This window comes from Serratia sp. PL17 (genome assembly GCF_017832355.1).
Lineage (GTDB): Bacteria > Pseudomonadota > Gammaproteobacteria > Enterobacterales > Enterobacteriaceae > Serratia.
Genome location: NZ_JAFIBY010000004.1, coordinates 169,512 through 186,204, shown reverse-complemented (window position 1 = coordinate 186,204; position 16,693 = coordinate 169,512). Strand labels below are relative to the sequence as shown.

At 54.1% G+C, this 16,693-nt stretch carries 13 protein-coding genes; 7 read left to right on the top strand and 6 right to left on the bottom strand.

The features are described 5' to 3' along the window. Nucleotides 1-86: 86 nt before the first annotated feature. A complete protein-coding gene (gene copA, locus JOE25_RS15075; protein WP_209636458.1) occupies nt 87-2,807 on the bottom strand; it encodes a copper-exporting P-type ATPase CopA in 2,721 nt (906 codons plus the stop codon). Between the two features lie 108 nt (nt 2,808-2,915). Here copA and cueR point away from each other — a divergent pair, with 108 nt between their 5' ends. After that, nucleotides 2,916-3,323, top strand: coding sequence for a Cu(I)-responsive transcriptional regulator (cueR, locus tag JOE25_RS15070; protein ID WP_209636456.1), 408 nt, complete (start codon nt 2,916-2,918; stop codon nt 3,321-3,323). Between the two features lie 140 nt (nt 3,324-3,463). Next, nucleotides 3,464-5,233 (top strand): hypothetical protein, encoded by a 1,770-nt coding sequence (locus JOE25_RS15065; RefSeq protein WP_209636454.1) that lies wholly within the window; start codon nt 3,464-3,466, stop codon nt 5,231-5,233. A gap of 32 nt (nt 5,234-5,265) precedes the next feature. On the opposite strand, the gene JOE25_RS15060 is transcribed toward JOE25_RS15065, so the two are convergent. Together JOE25_RS15060 and JOE25_RS15055 are read right to left on the bottom strand one after the other, a co-directional pair. After that, the gene (locus JOE25_RS15060; protein ID WP_209636453.1) at nt 5,266-5,736 is read right to left on the bottom strand and encodes an NfeD family protein; all 471 of its coding nucleotides are present in this window, start codon (nt 5,734-5,736) and stop codon (nt 5,266-5,268) included. A gap of 2 nt (nt 5,737-5,738) precedes the next feature. Further along, the gene (locus JOE25_RS15055; RefSeq protein WP_037417867.1) at nt 5,739-6,644 is read right to left on the bottom strand and encodes an SPFH domain-containing protein; all 906 of its coding nucleotides are present in this window, start codon (nt 6,642-6,644) and stop codon (nt 5,739-5,741) included. Between the two features lie 240 nt (nt 6,645-6,884). On the opposite strand from JOE25_RS15055, the gene cfa reads away from it, so the two are divergent. Continuing rightward, the gene (cfa, locus tag JOE25_RS15050) at nt 6,885-8,036 is read left to right on the top strand and encodes a cyclopropane fatty acyl phospholipid synthase (protein ID WP_209636450.1); all 1,152 of its coding nucleotides are present in this window, start codon (nt 6,885-6,887) and stop codon (nt 8,034-8,036) included. 270 nt (nt 8,037-8,306) lie between these two features. On the opposite strand, the gene JOE25_RS15045 is transcribed toward cfa, so the two are convergent. The 3 genes from JOE25_RS15045 to tesA all read right to left on the bottom strand — a co-directional run bounded on the left by JOE25_RS15045 (nt 8,307) and on the right by tesA (nt 10,681). Then, entirely contained in the window at nt 8,307-9,161 is an 855-nt protein-coding gene (locus tag JOE25_RS15045; protein ID WP_209636448.1) for a co-chaperone YbbN, read from the bottom strand. A gap of 79 nt (nt 9,162-9,240) precedes the next feature. Continuing rightward, nucleotides 9,241-10,017 (bottom strand): SDR family oxidoreductase, encoded by a 777-nt coding sequence (locus tag JOE25_RS15040; protein ID WP_209636446.1) that lies wholly within the window; start codon nt 10,015-10,017, stop codon nt 9,241-9,243. A 25-nt stretch (nt 10,018-10,042) separates the two neighbouring features. Further along, nucleotides 10,043-10,681, bottom strand: coding sequence for a multifunctional acyl-CoA thioesterase I/protease I/lysophospholipase L1 (gene tesA, locus JOE25_RS15035; RefSeq protein ID WP_209636909.1), 639 nt, complete (start codon nt 10,679-10,681; stop codon nt 10,043-10,045). Here tesA and ybbA point away from each other — a divergent pair. The 4 genes from ybbA to galE all read left to right on the top strand — a co-directional run bounded on the left by ybbA (nt 10,652) and on the right by galE (nt 16,675). After that, entirely contained in the window at nt 10,652-11,338 is a 687-nt protein-coding gene (gene ybbA / locus JOE25_RS15030; RefSeq protein WP_209636444.1) for a putative ABC transporter ATP-binding protein YbbA, read from the top strand. The genes tesA and ybbA overlap by 30 nt on opposite strands. Next, on the top strand, nt 11,335-13,767 hold the full coding sequence (gene ybbP / locus JOE25_RS15025) for a putative ABC transporter permease subunit YbbP (RefSeq protein ID WP_209636441.1): 2,433 nt from the start codon (nt 11,335-11,337) through the stop codon (nt 13,765-13,767). The genes ybbA and ybbP overlap by 4 nt, the downstream gene beginning before the upstream one ends. A gap of 417 nt (nt 13,768-14,184) precedes the next feature. After that, nucleotides 14,185-15,591 carry a sugar porter family MFS transporter gene (locus JOE25_RS15020; protein WP_209636439.1) on the top strand — a complete coding sequence of 469 codons (1,407 nt, stop codon included), beginning with the start codon at nt 14,185-14,187 and terminating at the stop codon, nt 15,589-15,591. A gap of 61 nt (nt 15,592-15,652) precedes the next feature. Next, entirely contained in the window at nt 15,653-16,675 is a 1,023-nt protein-coding gene (gene galE / locus JOE25_RS15015; RefSeq protein ID WP_209636437.1) for a UDP-glucose 4-epimerase GalE, read from the top strand. Nucleotides 16,676-16,693 lie beyond the last annotated feature (18 nt).

Below are 16,693 nucleotides of genomic sequence, written 5' to 3'. Positions count from 1 at the left end.
ACGCTAACCGGCATACAAGAAAGCCTGAAGAGTGAAGGAATTATCTCAAAGGAAACGGGGCGCAGTGATTTGCGCCCCGTCGGCATTCAGCGTTTGGGTTTAAAACGCAGCAACCGGTTGGCGTTACTGACGACGGTGATAGAAGACAACGCCATCGCGGCACCCGCGACCACCGGGCTGAGCAGGGTACCTGTCAACGGATACAGGACGCCGGCGGCAATAGGAATGCCGAGCGTGTTGTAAACAAAGGCCCCGAGCAGGTTTTGCTTCATATTCCGCAGCGTGGCTTTAGACAGTTCCAGCGCATCGGCAACGCCGTTCAGGCTGTGACGCATCAGGGTGATGGCGGCGGTTTCAATCGCGATATCGCTGCCACTGCCCATTGCGATGCCGACATCGGCCTGCGCCAGCGCCGGGGCATCGTTGATGCCGTCGCCGATCATGGCTACCCGGTGGCCCTGTGCCTGCAACCGTTTAATGGCCTCGGCTTTACCCTCTGGCAGCACACCGGCAATGACTTGGTCGATACCGGCCTCTTTGGCAATGGCGTTAGCCGTCACCGGGTTGTCACCGGTCAGCATCACCAGTTGATAGCCCTGGCGATGCAAGCGCTGCAGCGCCTCAACGCTGTCGTTACGCAGGGGATCACGGATGGCAATCAGCGCAGCGGGTTTACCGTCGACAGCCAGCAACACTGGCGTAATACCGCGTTCCGCTTGTTGCTGCATCTGAGTATCCAGCTCAGCGGTGATCGCAACCTGATGCTGTTGCAGCAGTGCCGCATTGCCTAGCAGGAGCTTCACGCCGTCCACTTCGCCACTGACGCCGGCGCCGCGCAGGGTGCGGAACTTCTCAACCTGCGGCAACGCTTGTTCACCGGCATGATCCACGATGGCCCGTGCCAAAGGGTGGCTGGCACCTTGTTCCAACGCGGCAGCCCAAGACACCGCCTGTTGCTCGCTTATCGGGGCAAAGGTGAGGATCTCCACTACGCGTGGCTGGCCTTCTGTCAGAGTACCGGTCTTATCGAAGACCAATGTGTCCAGCTGGCTGGCTTGCTGCAATGCATCGGCATCGCGTACCAGCACGCCAAATTCCGCAGCGCGTCCTACGCCAGAGATAATCGACATCGGCGTTGCCAGCCCTAGCGCACAAGGGCAGGCAATAATCAGCACCGTGGTGGCGATCACCAGCGTGTAAACCAATTGCGGCTGCGGACCAAAGATGTACCAAATTGCGGCGCTCAACAGTGCGATGGCGACGACTGCGGGGACGAATACCGCAGAAATACGGTCCGCCAGTTGGCCAATCTCTGGCTTGCTGCTTTGCGCCTGACGTACCAACTTAATGATGCGCGCCAGCGTGGTTTTGCTGCCGATAGCGCCTGCTCGAAACAAGACGGTGCCATCATCGACTACCGTACCGGCATGAACGGTGTCGCCAATGCTTTTCTGCTGGGGGACTGCCTCGCCGGTCAGCATTGCTTCGTCCAGCCAGACTTCACCTTGAATGATCTCACCGTCAACCGGGACACGATCACCGGTAGTCAGGCGCAATGTCATACCGAGCTGCACTTGCGCTAACGGAATACTCTTCTCACCCTCTTCGGTTACCTGTCGTGCCGTCGGCGGTGTTAGATCCAACAGCCGTTCCAACGCCTGTGATGAACGCTGGCGAGCGCGCTGTTCCAGCGCATGACCCAGATTAATCAAACCGATGATCATGGCGCTGGCTTCGTAATACAGATGCCGCGCCGCCATTGGGAAGAAATCTGGCCACAGGTTTACGCTGATCGAATATAACCAGGCTGCACCGGTACCCAGCGCCACCAGCGTGTCCATGGTCGCGCTGCCGTTCATCAACGCGCGCCAGGCATTACGGTAGAAGTGCCCGCCGGCAAACACCATGACGGCCAGGGTTATGAGGCCGACCAGCAACCATGGGCGCTGCGTTTCCGGCGTCAGCGACATGCTGCCACCGAACACCCCCCATGCCATCAACGGAATACCCAGCGCCAGCCCCAGCGCGGCCTGCCAACGGAAGCGCTTCATGTTAGCCTGCGCAGTCTGCTGTTGGCGTTCGCGGCGTTCGGTTTCGTCCTGGATCATTTCTGCGCCGTAGCCGGCTTTTTCGACTGCGGCGACCAGTGTTTGCGGATCGGCACTGCCAGTGATTAACGCACTGCGCTCTGCCAAGTTAACGCGTGCTTGCGCTACGCCCGGTACGTTCTGCAGCGCATTTTGAACTTTACTGACGCAGCTGGCGCAGCTCATGCCGCTGAGCAGCAGCTGCACGCTGTCATCATCATCATTGTGGGTTACCGGAAGGGAATGCGGGGCCGCTGCCTGGGTTTCCGGCAAAGTTGGCGCTGTTTCAGTCAACGGCTCAGATTTTGGGGGGATGATGGCTCCGGTAACGCTGGCATGATATCCGGCGTCCTCAACCGCGGCGATCAGCGCCTCGGGAGCGGCATCGCCATAAACCTTAGCGCTATCAATGCTGACGTCGGCGGCGATCACACCCGGCACGGCTTCCAGCGCTTTGCGCGTGCTGGCGGCGCAGTGCATGCAGCTCAGGCCATTCAACTGCAGTTCGGTATCTGCCTGTTGCGCCACAGCGGCCTGATAGCCGGCGGCAATCACGCTATCAATCAGTGCCTGACTTGGCGCATCGCCAGTGACCTTGGCGTAATGGACATTAACCTCTGCCTGTTCAACATCGTTGCGGCTTTCCAGGGCTTTTTTTACCCGTTGTGCGCAATTCATGCAGGTTAGCCCCTGCAATGCCAGCACGGTAGTTTGTGACATGATTCGATTCCCTCGCTCAAGTGCGGTGTTTAAAGGTTGACCGCTTGACCTGTTTTCACTAAGAATGAAGCTTAAACCTTCCAGCAAGGGGAAGGTCAAGGGGGAAGAATGAATATCAGCGACGTGGCAAAAAAAACCGGCTTAACCAGCAAGGCAATTCGCTTTTATGAAGAAAAAGGCCTGGTGACTGCACCAATCCGAACCGATAACGGGTATCGCAGCTACAGCCCGAAGCACATCGAAGAGCTGACGTTGCTACGCCAGGCGCGGCAGGTGGGGTTTAACTTGGACGAGTGCGGCGAACTGGTCGGGTTGTTCAACGATCCGGGCCGTCACAGCGCCGATGTGAAAGCGCGCACGTTGCAAAAGGTGGCGGATATTGAAAAGCACATTGCCGAATTGGGTGAGATGCGCCAGCGTTTATTGGCGCTGGCGGATCAATGCCCAGGCGATGACGGAGCAGACTGCCCAATCATTAATAATCTGGCGGGGTGCTGCCATACAGAGAAAAGGTAAAAGAAACAGTGACTATCAGCTAGATTACTGAGATTTTGTCCGCTGAACAGTCATACAACCTATCTACATTCTTCCCTGCTGAAACACCTCTTATTGTTGCTATGTCCATGAGGACTTCACTCACTAAGAGGCTTTCTGTTATGAATACTTGCCCTGATATCGCAACATTACGAACCCTTATCCCGGCCACTGCTGGGGAGTCCATCGAGGTTGTCTCTTACTATCCTGATTGGCACGGAGAAGATAAGTTACAATCTGGCGGTGGGGTTTTCATTGCATCTAATGATCCCGGCCTTATTGATGATGCAGGTATTTATATAAAGCCTAATTCACAGTGGACATGGATTCGTGTATTGAACAGCCACTCTCTGGTATCACCAAATATGTTTGGTGCGCGAGGGAATGGTATTGCAGATGATACCCGTGCGTTAACCGCGGCTTTTTTGACGGCGTATGACACCGTTTGCCAACAGGGTGCGACCTACATGACGTCCGACACCGTGCGGATTAAAAATGGGACGCCTAATAAGAAAGTTATTAATCTTAATGGGGCAACCATTAAGGCTAAACCCGGTCATCTGAAACCATTTTTTGCCAACCAAACCTCTACACTTGAAGCCTATGATTATTTACATGGCGTGGAAATGTTTGGCGGTATGTTATATGGCTGGGTAAAGCGTGAAAGTGTTTATCATCAGGTGTCTGCACATAACGGCTTTGTTGCTGGGGATAAAAGTTATTTTTACCATATGACTGTGCGGGGATTCTGTGACGGTATGGTATTGATGGGCAACTCAGTCGCTTTTGATGTGAGTATTGATGAGTGTCGAGATAATTTAGTTGTCGTTAAAAACAATGACAATGTGGTCAGTAATATCACCGGTGGTTATTGTCTTGGTGATGGTATTTTAGTGAAAGGTAGTAAAAATATTGTAGCTAAAGTCACTATTGTTGGGGCCGGGATCCCGGCCAGTACTTTTGAACCGGGTTATTTATCTGGTGCTATTATTGCCTTTGGGCAGGATAGTAAATTCGATGGAACCACTTCAGATTGTTATGTCATTGATGTTAAATGCGGGACCTGGGGTGGGGGTGGTGTCATTGTAGATGGTGAAAATAATTTTTGTGAAAATGTTGAGGCCGGGGACTGTTACTATCTTGAACAAACAAATGCTTCTGCGATTTTAAATGGCGCGCCGGCGGTGTATACCGGCGGTAGCAAACACCGTATTAATAATGTTACTGTGGGGCACTGTATTCGAGGGGTGGAAATACATGACGGCTCAAAAAATAATCTCATTGATAATATTTCTATCGCATCATGCCGAGTACACCCAGGATTAAGTGCATCTGGTACGCAGTCGGGTAGTCGCATCGGAAAGTTAACTTTTGAGCGTCTTGTTGGCAATAAGGCTTTAGATCTTAATATGAGTGATCTGGTTATAGATTTGTTGACGGTTAATGAATATGCAAGCCCCTTTGGCGGTGGCGGAAGTCTTTGCAGTATTAAGAAACCAGTGTCAATTGGTAGCTTGATATTTAACAGCAAGTCGGCAAATAACATGCTGCCGTTAGTGTTGATGGAAGCGAATGCTAACATTGATAATCTTATTGTGACTAATAACAAGTCCGTTTGTTTGCAAACTACAGCAAGCGTCACCCAATTGCCGCAGAATTTGACCATTTATCAAACGACAGACGCCATTGACTCAGCGGTTAAATTATTTGGAGACGGGGATTCGCTTGTTAAAACTTGGCAGATTAAAGGGAATTCCACAGTTCTTCCGAGTATTCGAGGTGCAGATACAAAATTAACTATTGAACACTATCCATCTGACAGTCTACCGTGGAGGGTAACTTATCCTGCCACCTCAAAAGTCATCATTCTCAGTTCGGAATTAATAGTATAAATAAAGCAAGCCGGGGTTACCCGGCTTGTTCGCTAACGAGATTGTTGGGGCAGTGCACGGATCACCAGAGTGATGCCTTCGACGGCGATCACTTCTACCTCGGTGCCTACGGCCAGGTCTTCACTGGCTTGTGCGCGCCAACTGCTGTCGCCGATGTTAATGCGACCCATCCCATTGTGCATCGGTTCTGTCAGCGTGGCACGGGTGCCAATCAACTGACGGTTACGCTGGTTTAGCACCTGTGAACCGCTAGAGGGCGCCGATGGGCGTTGACGCAGCCAGTACCACCACAGATAGGCCACGACCACCGTCAGCACCGAAAAAATCACCCCCTGCCACTCCCAGGCCAACTGCGGTAACAGCCAGACGATTGCACCGACCACTACCGCAGACACACCGCTCCATAACAGGTAGCCACTGGCACCAAGCATTTCTGCCGCCAGCAACAGCCCACCGAGGGAAAGCCAGAACCAATGCGGGTTTGCTGCAATTTGCTCAAGCATGATTACTTGCCTTTGGTCTCTTTCAACAGTTCGGCAATGCCACCTATTGAACCAAGCAGACTGCTGGCATCCAGCGGCATCATGACGACCTTACTGTTGTTAGCGGAGCCGATTTTCTGCAACGCATCGGTGTATTTCTGCGCCACAAAGTAGTTTACCGCCTGGATATTACCGCTGGCGATCGCGTCGGAAACCAGTTGCGTAGCGCGAGCCTCGGCTTCTGCGGCACGTTCACGCGCTTCCGCCTGCAAGAATGCCGATTGACGTTCGCCTTCCGCTTTCAGAATTTGGGACTGTTTGTCACCTTCTGCGCGCAGGATCGCGGCCTGACGCACGCCTTCGGCTTCCAGAATGTCTGCACGCTTGGTGCGCTCGGCTTTCATCTGGGCGTTCATTGATGCAATCAGTTCGGCCGGTGGGCGGACATCGCGGATCTCGATACGGGTGATTTTAATGCCCCACGGATTGGTGGCTTCGTCGACGATGTGCAGCAAACGGCTGTTGATGCTGTCACGTTGCGAGAGGATTTCGTCCAGCTCCATGGAGCCGAGTACGGTACGGAAGTTGGTCATGGTCAGGTTGACGATCGCCAGTTCCAAATTGCTGACTTCATAGGCGGCACGCGCTGGATCGACGACCTGAATAAAACACACTGCATCGATGGCGACGTTGGCGTTATCGCGCGAAATGATTTCCTGTGAAGGAATGTCCAGCACCTGTTCCATCATATTAATTTTTCTGCCGATGCGATCCATAAACGGCACCACAAGGTTCAAACCGGGCATCAGCGTTTTAGTGTATCGACCGAAACGTTCCACCGTCCATTGGAACCCTTGCGGAACAATTTTGACGCCGGCGAATACGATGATTAGCGCGACGACAATCACGATGGGGATAAGGGTAAACATGGCAAACCTCCTGTCAGACATATGTAAACAGATATTACGCCAGCTGCAGTGTAAAGACTAATAAATCAGTGGTACTGAACAATTAGCATTCCAAATAGGCATGTTTGTAATAATTTTAATTCATTTCATGATGTTGTCTGCCTTGGCTACAGTAAAAAGCATTGTCGCTTTTCACTTCGAATATTTGTCATTTTTATTTGCGACTATGCTTTTTGAAATGACATCTTGCCAAGGATTGTTATGGACTCAATCAGTGTTGATGAACTTGCCCCAAAAAAAGATCGTTGGTATCGCATTGTGGAAGAATTACTGTCCGCAGCTGGCATTACTATCAACGGCAACCGTGCCTGCGACATCAAGGTGCACAACCCCGCCTTGTTTAAACGTATTTTGCAGGAAGGGTCGCTCGGGTTTGGCGAAAGTTATATGGACGGCTGGTGGGATTGCGAGCGGTTGGATACGCTGTTTACCCGCATTCTGCAAGCCGGTGTTGATGAGCGGTTGCCGAAAAACCTGAGTGATATTGCGCGCATCGCCTATGCCCGATTATTCAACCGCCAGTCTCGGAAACGGGCCTGGCAAGTGGGTAAAGAACATTATGACATCGGCAATGACTTGTTCCGCGCGATGCTCGATCCCTATATGCAATATTCCTGCGGTTACTGGAAAGACGCCGATACGCTGGAACAGGCACAGTTGGCCAAGCTGAAAATGATCTGCGAAAAGCTGCAATTGAAGCCGGGGATGTCACTGCTGGACATCGGCTGCGGTTGGGGTGGGTTGGCGCAGTATGCGGCGGAAAATTACGGCGTATCCGTGCACGGCGTGACCATTTCGGCCGAACAGCAAAAATTGGCGCAAGACCGCTGCGCAGGCCTGGAGGTCGAAATACTGTTGCAGGATTACCGGGACTTGAACCGTCAGTTTGATCGCATTGTTTCTGTCGGCATGTTTGAACACGTGGGCCCGAAAAACTACGACACTTATTTCCGCGTTGCGGCGCGTAATCTCAAACCCGACGGCTTGTTCCTGCTCCACACCATTGGCGCCAACCAAACTAATCTCCACGTCGACGCCTGGATAGACAAGTATATCTTCCCCAATGGCTGCCTGCCTTCGGTGCGCCATATTGCCGAAGCCAGCGAAGGGCGTTTTGTGATGGAAGATTGGCACAACATCGGTGCTGACTACGATCGCACGCTGATGGCGTGGTATGAGAATTTTAAACAGGCCTGGCCGATGCTGTCCGAGGGCTATTCCGAACGTTTCGAACGGATGTTCACCTATTATCTGAATGCCTGCGCGGGCGCTTTCCGTTCGCGTGATATTCAGTTATGGCAGGTGTTGTTCAGTCCGAAAGGGATCGACGGCGGCGTGCGGGTTTACCGCTAAATCCCCTTCGTCTTTCCAGCCACATCGTTGTTGGCTGCACGTTCGAACCCTGGTCACTTAGTTATCTAAGCTCCCAGGGATTCTCGCGTTTGCCGCCTAGATGTGACGGGAAATCCATAGGGGATTTGCCCCAAATAACGAAGGGTATACCCTAAATAATTGGAGTTGCATCAAGGCGGCAAGTTTGCTCACCCCAGTCACTTACTTAAGTAAGTGACTGGGGTGAGCAAACGCAGCCAACACAGATGCAGCTTCAAGTATGACGGGTATTTAGTAGAGTAGTGAGTAGAGCTGACGACGGTACTTGGCCGCCAATGCGTCGCCGGTACCCAATGCAGCCAAAATATCCATCAGCGTTTTACGCGCATTACCGTTGGCGGCCGCGAGATCTTTCTTCAGATGCCCCATCAACAGTTCCAGCGCCTCTTCATTGCGCCCAACCTGATGCAGTTGCAGTGCTAATTGCACGGCTAAATCGACGTTCTCTGGTTGCTGCTCGACCTGCTGTTGCAACAGTTGAATTTCCGGCGTGTCGGCGGCTTGCTTCAGCAGCTCAATCTGTGCGATCAGACCCTGATAACGGGTATCTCGATCTTGCAGCGGAATGGTTGCCAGCACCGCTTCGGCATCTTCAGAGCGGTTGAGTGCGATCTGGGTTTCCGCCAGCGTCAGGCCAATATCACTGCGTTGTTGGCTCGCTTGCCAGGCGTCTTTCAACAGCGGCAGTGCTTCTGCCGCATTGCCTTCAGCCAGCAATTCTGTCGCTTGCGCCAGCTTCAAGTCCTCTTCCTTTGGCAGGAAACGCTGCAGGAACTCACGGATCATCTCTTCCGGCTGTGGCCCCTGGAAACCATCGACCGGCTGACCCTCTTTAAACAAATACACGGTTGGGAGCGAGCGCAACCCGAACTGGGCGGCGATGGCTTGTTCGGTGTCACAATCTACCTTTGCCAGTAAAAACTGACCGGCATATTCCGCCGCCAGCTTATCCAATATCGGGGTGAGTTGCAGGCAATGTTGGCTGCGATCCGACCAGAAGTAGAACACCACCGGCATGGACATTGACTGTTCCAGCGTCTGGTGCAAGTTAGTTTCGTTAATATCAACAACAGCTTGAGCTAGCATGTAATTTTCTCTCTGATCTTTCGGAGCCATTGGCTTTTAAATGGGGGCGGAGCGGCATTCTTCAACCCCGCCAGCCAAATTAACCGTTGCTGCGTAACACCCAGTCCAGACAACGGCCTGGCAGGATCCGACGCAATACGCTGAGTGCGTGCGCCAGCAGGGTGACCGGATAACGCAGTTTGGCCCTTGGGCTTTCCAACGCATGGCGCAATTTTGGTAAAATGGCCTCTGGCGGCAGCGTCAGACGCTTGGCAATGCCGGGGTTATGCACCGGCTTATCACTCTGCGCCTGATTGACGTTTTGGGTAAAGTGGGTGGAAATTGGGCCGGGTTCAATCAGGCTGACCTGAATGCCCGTGCCATGCAATTCCATTCGCAGTGCGTCAGACCAGGCTTCCAGCGCAAATTTGCTGGCGGCATATGCTCCTCGCCCGGCGCTGGAAACCAGACCCATCACCGAACTGGTCTGAATAATGCGGCCTTCGCCGTGCGGCAGCATCGCCGGCAACAGCAGCTGGGTCAACTGATGGGTACCAAACAGGTTGGTGGCGAACTGCCGTTCCAACTGCTGGCGGGAAATACTGCTCAACGGGCCGTAAACGCCAAATCCACCGTTATTGAACAAGCCATACAACCGACCACCGGTCAGTTCGATCACCTGCGCAGCGGCGCGTTCGACGCTATCGCTATCGTCCAGATCCAGCTCAACGCCTTCGAGCCCAAGCTGACGCATATTCTCCACGTCTTGTGGTTTACGACAGGCGGCCAGCACCCGGTAACCACGATTACGCAGATCCTGCGCTGCAATTAATCCAATTCCGCTGGAACAGCCGGTTATCAACACTGCTTTTTGCATAACTTTACCTAGTGTGCAGCCCTATTTAATTAGACTCATGTTTTACTAGAGGTTCCAGGCGTTCCGCCATCCAGGTGGCGATAAACGGTTGGGCATCCTTATTGGGATGCAATCCGTCATCCTGCATCCATTCCGCTTTAATCACCACCTGTTCCATGTAGAACGGCAGAAGCGGGATGTTGAACTGTTTAGCCAGCGCTGGGTAAATGGCGCTAAAGGCTTCGGTATAACGGCGGCCATAGTTAGGGGGAATACGGATCTGCATCAGCAACGGCTGTGCGCCGGCTTTCTGCACCAAAGTGATAATCTGGCTGAGATCGCGCTGCAGGTCCTGCGCTGGGAAACCACGCAGACCGTCGTTGGCACCCAGTTCGATCAGCACCCAGCGTGGCTGGTGTTGTTTCAATAACTCGGGCAGACGTGCCAACCCCTGTGCGGCGGTGTCGCCGCTGATACTGGCATTGACCAGTTGCGGATCACCCGGTTTTTTCTGCCACTGCTCGGCCAGCAACGTCGGCCAGGCCTGCGCCACCGGCAAGCGGTAACCGGCGCTTAAACTGTCGCCTAAAATCAATAATGTATCGGCGGCGACAGCGCGTAAACTGAATAATCCCAACAGCAAAAGGAAGGGAAGATGCCAGCGGAAAACGTTCTTGAAGTTCATCATCTTAGTAAACACGTTGGTCAGGGTGAGCATCAGCTCTCCATCCTTACCGGAGTCGAGCTGGTTGTCAAACCCGCACAGACAATTGCCTTGATTGGCGAGTCCGGCTCGGGGAAATCAACGTTGCTGGGGATCCTCGCCGGGTTGGATGACGGCAGTGAGGGGGACGTGCATTTGTTGGGCGAGTCGCTGACCGCGTTGGATGAAGAGGGCCGGGCCGCGCTGCGTGCTAAGAATGTTGGCTTTGTGTTTCAGTCATTTATGTTGGTACCCACGCTCAATGCGCTGGAAAACGTGCAGTTACCGGCGTTATTGCGTGGTGAAAGCGATCGCCAAAGCAGAGACCAGGCGGTGCAGTTGCTGGAGCAGCTTGGGTTGGGCAAACGCCTTACTCACCTGCCGGCGCAGCTTTCCGGTGGCGAGCAGCAGCGTGTAGCGCTGGCGCGGGCGTTCAGCGGTAGGCCGCGGGTGCTGTTTGCTGATGAACCGACCGGCAACCTTGATCGCCAGACGGGTGAACGCATTGCCGATTTACTGTTTTCCCTCAACCGCGATTTTTCCACCACGCTAATCCTGGTGACCCATGATGAAACGTTGGCGGCGCGCTGCCAGCGTCGGTTGCGCCTGCGCGAAGGCAAGCTGTGGGAGGAAGCATGATCTGGCGTTGGTTTTGGCGAGAGTGGCGATCGCCGTCACTGCTGATCGTCTGGTTAGCGCTCACGCTGTCGATGGCCTGTGTGCTGGCTCTGGGTAGCATCAGTGATCGTATGGATAAGGGCCTGAGCCAGCAGAGCCGTGATTTTATCGCGGGCGACCGAGTATTGCGCAGCGCCCGACCGGTACCGGATGGCTGGTTGCTGGATGCGCAGCAACAAAGGCTGAAAGTCAGCCGGCAGCTGTCGTTTACCACCATGACCTACGCCGGGGACAGGCCGCAGTTGGCAGACGTGAAGGCCACCGATCTGGCCTATCCGCTGTACGGCAAGCTGGAAACGCGTCCCGCCAACGTCAAGTTGACGCCGGGGAGTGTATTGGTCGCCCCGCGTTTGCTGGCGCTGTTGAACGTGAAGGTGGGGGATACGCTGGATGTTGGCGATACCCGCTTGCGTATCGTCGGTGAAATCCTTCAGGAACCCGATTCTGGCTTCAACCCGTTCCAGACCGCGCCACGCATCATGATCAATCTGGCGGACGTGGATAAAACCGGGGCGGTGCAGCCCGGCAGTCGGCTGACCTATAGGTATATGTTTGCCGGCGCCCCGCAAGATGTCCAGCGTTACGAGGATCGCCTGACGTCACAACTTACACCCGATCAGCGCTGGTTTGGGCCGCAGGAGTCTGGCAGTGCGTTGGGCAAATCACTACAGCGTTCGCAGCAGTTCCTGTTGCTGTCGGCGTTGCTGACGCTGCTGCTGTCGATTGCCGCCGTGGCGGTGGCGATGAGCCACTATTGCCGTAGCCGTTACGATCTGATCGCTGTGTTAAAAACGCTGGGTGCGGGCCGTAGCGCGTTGCGTAAGTTGATTGTTGGCCAGTGGCTGGCCGTGATCCTGCTGGCCGCCGCCTGTGGAGGGCTTATCGGGTTGGGGTTTGAAGCCGTGTTAATTCGGTTGCTGGCCCCCGTACTGCCAGCTGAACTGCCCGCGGCGGGTACCTGGCCGTGGCTGTGGGCAATCGGCGCGTTGCTGATGATTTCGTTGCTGGTGGGGTTACGCCCGTACCGTCAGTTACTGGCGACTCAACCGCTCCGGGTATTGCGGCGTGATGTAGTGGCCACTGTCTGGCCACTGCGCTATTTCCTGCCAGCGACGGCGTTGATTGTCGTGGTGTTATTGACCGCGCTGATGGGGGCCAGCACGCTGTTGTGGTCTATCCTCGCCGGTATTTTGGTGCTGGCCTTATTGTTGGGCGGTATTGGTTGGGGCAGTTTGTTATTGCTACGCCGGATTACGCTGAAAAATCTTGCACTGCGGTTGGCGGTTAATCGGCTGCTGCATCAACCCTGGGTCACGGTCAGCCAGCTGGCAGCCTTCTCTTTGTCGTTCATGTTGTTGGCATTATTACTGGTTCTACGCGGTGATTTGCTCGACCGCTGGCAGCAGCAATTGCCGCCGGATAGCCCGAACTACTTCCTGCTGAACCTGACAGAAGCCCAAGTGCCGCAGGTGAAAACCTTCCTGCAGCAACATCAAATTAACCCGGAAACTTACTACCCGATTGTCCGCGTACGTTTGACCGAGATTAACAAGCAGGTGGCGACCGAACGGGTGCATGAGGACGATCCGGGCGGCGAGGCAGTGAATCGTGAGCTGAACCTGACCTGGCTGGCGGATCTGCCCGCGCACAATCCTTTGCTGGCAGGCAGTTGGCCGCCTAAGACTGGGGAGGTCTCGATGGATCAAGGCATTGCCGGGCGGCTCAACGTCAAGCTGGGCGATACCCTGACCTTTAGCGGTGATACCCAGTCTTTCAGCGCGAAAGTCACCAGCCTGCGGCAGGTGGATTGGGAAAGCCTGAAACCGAACTTTTACTTCATCTTCCCGCCGGGTGCGCTGGACGGTCAGCCACAAACCTGGCTCACCAGTTTCCGCTACGACGGGGACGGCCAGATGTTGACCCAGCTTAACCGCCAGTTCCCGACGCTCAGCCTGCTGGATATAGGTTCGATCCTCAAACAGGTTGGCGGTGTGCTGCAGCAGGTGAGCCGCGCACTGGAAGTGATGGTGGTGCTGGTGGTGCTTTGTGGTGGTTTGCTATTGATGGCCCAGGTGCAGGTAGGCATGCGCCAACGGCGTCAGGAACTGGTGGTGTATCGCACGTTAGGAGCCGGCAAACGCCTGTTACGCAGCACGTTATGGTGTGAGTTTGCCTTACTGGGGCTGGTCGCGGGCATTGCTGCTGCGGTGGGCGCGGAAGCTGCCTTGTGGCTGTTGCAAAGCCAGGTGTTTGACTTCCCCTGGGCGCCAACGCCTGTGCTGTGGTGGGCGCTGCCGTTACTCAGTGCGCTGCTGCTATCGCTATGTGGTGGTTGGCTGGGCGTGAGGTTGTTGCGCGGTCAGGCACTGTTCCGCAGTTACGACGGGTAACTCGCCCTCATTATCAGGTGGCCCTGATTCCGGGGCCGCCTGAACAAAATATTGCTCCTGCCACCATGCCCCTCGCGTGTCAAAAACCTCCCGTATGTCATTTCCGTTCCTTGCCAATGGGTTCTGGCGCTTGATAGATTGATTGTGAAATCGATTACATTTATGGTTCGGATTATTAAAATTCACACCGCGCATTAGGGTAAGGAGATGTTACCTGTCTCGTCATGGTAAAAGAGTGAATGTCGTCATTGTTCATGAAAATCAATGCTATTTAGTGGTTTTACAGGCTGACTTTCTTTTGTGTATCGTAAATAAAATAATGTAATCGTTTCCACTAATGTGATCGCACTCACTTCTCTTGGATGGATTGCCTCCTATCATAATGACAACTTAAGAACGTTATTCATCGGAGGCAGTATGAGTACTACCGTCAACGTTGCAGCGGCGGATAAAAGCCAAAACAATGCAGGTATGACTTTTTTCGTCTGTTTTTTGGCTGCGCTGGCCGGGTTGCTGTTTGGTCTGGATATCGGCGTCATTGCGGGTGCCCTGCCATTTATTACGGATTCGTTCCATATCACGAGCTCCCAGCAGGAGTGGGTGGTTAGCTCAATGATGTTTGGGGCCGCTGTCGGTGCCGTGGGCAGTGGTTGGATGAACTTCCGCATCGGGCGTAAATACAGCCTGATGATTGGCGCAGTCTTGTTTGTCGTGGGTTCGCTGTGCTCAGCTGCGGCACCCAACGTGGAGATCTTGTTGATTTCTCGCGTGCTGCTTGGGCTGGCGGTGGGCGTTGCATCCTACACCGCCCCTATTTATCTGTCTGAAATCGCACCAGAAAAAATCCGTGGCAGCATGATTTCCATGTACCAGCTTATGATTACCATCGGTATCCTGGCCGCTTACCTGTCGGATACTGCATTCAGCTATACCGGTGCCTGGCGCTGGATGCTGGGGGTGATCACGATTCCTGCCGTATTGCTGCTGATTGGGGTATTTTTCTTGCCGGATAGCCCACGCTGGCTGGCTTCACGTAATCGTCATGAGCAGGCGCGCCAGGTATTGGAAAAACTGCGCGACAGCAGTGCCCAGGCACAGCACGAACTGAACGAAATCCGTGAGAGCCTTAAGCTGAAACAAAGTGGCTGGACGTTGTTTAAGGACAATAAAAATTTCCGACGTGCCGTTTTCCTCGGCGTTCTGCTACAGGTAATGCAGCAGTTCACCGGGATGAATGTCATCATGTATTACGCGCCGAAGATTTTTGGCCTGGCGGGTTTTGCCAGTACTGCGCAGCAGATGTGGGGCACGGTTATTGTTGGCTTGGTTAACGTGTTGGCCACCTTTATTGCCATTGGTTTGGTTGATCGCTGGGGACGCAAACCGACGCTGACGCTGGGCTTTATCGTCATGGCCGTGGGCATGGGGGCGCTGGGGACGATGATGAATGTGGGGATGAGTTCACCGACGGAACAATACTTCGCCATTATCATGTTGCTGATGTTTATTGTCGGGTTTGCCATGAGTGCCGGCCCACTGATCTGGGTACTGTGCTCAGAGATTCAGCCACTGAAAGGCCGCGATTTTGGTATCACCTGTTCCACAGCAACCAACTGGATCGCCAACATGATCGTCGGTGCGACATTCCTGACCATGCTGAATTCGCTGGGCAGTGCACACACCTTCTGGGTGTATGCTGCACTCAATGTCGTGTTTATTTTCATCACGCTGGCATTGATTCCAGAAACGAAGAATATCTCTCTGGAACATATTGAGCGCAATCTCATGGCCGGTAAGCCGTTACGTAACATTGGCTCACGTTAAGCGCTCACGTGTGGCTCGCCATAGGACGAATTTTGCGTCAGGCACAGATTAAGGGAAAATTATGACGATTCTGGTTACCGGCGGTGCCGGATATATAGGTTCGCACACCGTACTGACATTGTTGGAACGTGGTGAAGATGTGGTGGTGCTGGACAATTTGATTAACGCATCTGAAGAGTCTTTGCGCCGTGTGGAACAGCTGACGGGCAAAGCCGTGAAGTTCTACCAGGGCGATGTACAGGATGCCGACTGCTTGCAGCGGATCTTTAAGGAGCAGCCGATCGCCTGCGTGATCCATTTTGCCGGTCTGAAGGCGGTGGGGGAGTCCACCCAAAAGCCACTGGAGTACTATCAAAACAACGTGGCGGGCACGCTGGTGTTACTGGAAGCTATGCGTCAGGCGGGCGCTCATCGGTTTATCTTTAGCTCCTCCGCCACGGTGTACGGCGAGCATGCACCGGTGCCTTATCGGGAAGATATGCCGATCGGCGGCACCACCAGCCCCTACGGTACGTCCAAGTGGATGGTAGAGCAGATCCTGCAGGATTTTGCCAAGGCGGAGCCGGCATTTTCGATTATCGCTCTGCGCTACTTCAATCCAGTGGGCGCTCACGAGTCCGGCTTGATTGGTGAAGACCCGAGCGGCATCCCTAATAATTTGCTGCCTTACATTGCCCAGGTGGCAATTGGTCAGCGGAAAACGCTGAGCGTGTTTGGCGGCGACTATCCCACTAAAGATGGGACGGGCGTGCGTGACTACATTCACGTGATGGATGTTGCTCAGGGACACCTGGCGGCGATGGATCACTTACCGCAGATCGCTGGTTTCAAAGCGTATAACCTGGGCTCCGGGGTGGGTTACTCGGTGCTGGAGATGGTGAAAGCGTTTGAAAAAGCTTCGGGTGTCACCATTTCTTATCAGATTTTACCGCGCCGGGCGGGCGACTTACCTGCCTTCTGGGCTGATGCCGGGTTGGCAAAACAGGAGCTAGGTTGGCAAGTGCAACGCGGGCTTGACGTGATGATGCGCGATACCTGGAATTGGCAGAGCAAAAATCCGCAGGGCTATACCCATCATACTTGACGCTGCCTCTTTGTTGGC

What these genes read in the sequence shown, in the direction of transcription:
- tesA (WP_209636909.1), bottom strand. Translation starts at nt 10,681, where the DNA reads ATGAACTTCAAGAACGTTTTCCGCTGGCATCTTCCCTTCCTTTTGCTG.
- JOE25_RS15065 (WP_209636454.1), top strand. Translation starts at nt 3,464, where the DNA reads ATGAATACTTGCCCTGATATCGCAACATTACGAACCCTTATCCCGGCC.
- JOE25_RS15045 (WP_209636448.1), bottom strand. Translation starts at nt 9,161, where the DNA reads ATGCTAGCTCAAGCTGTTGTTGATATTAACGAAACTAACTTGCACCAG.
- cueR (WP_209636456.1), top strand. Translation starts at nt 2,916, where the DNA reads ATGAATATCAGCGACGTGGCAAAAAAAACCGGCTTAACCAGCAAGGCA.
- copA (WP_209636458.1), bottom strand. Translation starts at nt 2,807, where the DNA reads ATGTCACAAACTACCGTGCTGGCATTGCAGGGGCTAACCTGCATGAAT.
- JOE25_RS15055 (WP_037417867.1), bottom strand. Translation starts at nt 6,644, where the DNA reads ATGTTTACCCTTATCCCCATCGTGATTGTCGTCGCGCTAATCATCGTA.
- galE (WP_209636437.1), top strand. Translation starts at nt 15,653, where the DNA reads ATGACGATTCTGGTTACCGGCGGTGCCGGATATATAGGTTCGCACACC.
- ybbP (WP_209636441.1), top strand. Translation starts at nt 11,335, where the DNA reads ATGATCTGGCGTTGGTTTTGGCGAGAGTGGCGATCGCCGTCACTGCTG.
- JOE25_RS15040 (WP_209636446.1), bottom strand. Translation starts at nt 10,017, where the DNA reads ATGCAAAAAGCAGTGTTGATAACCGGCTGTTCCAGCGGAATTGGATTA.
- JOE25_RS15060 (WP_209636453.1), bottom strand. Translation starts at nt 5,736, where the DNA reads ATGCTTGAGCAAATTGCAGCAAACCCGCATTGGTTCTGGCTTTCCCTC.
- cfa (WP_209636450.1), top strand. Translation starts at nt 6,885, where the DNA reads ATGGACTCAATCAGTGTTGATGAACTTGCCCCAAAAAAAGATCGTTGG.
- JOE25_RS15020 (WP_209636439.1), top strand. Translation starts at nt 14,185, where the DNA reads ATGAGTACTACCGTCAACGTTGCAGCGGCGGATAAAAGCCAAAACAAT.
- ybbA (WP_209636444.1), top strand. Translation starts at nt 10,652, where the DNA reads ATGCCAGCGGAAAACGTTCTTGAAGTTCATCATCTTAGTAAACACGTT.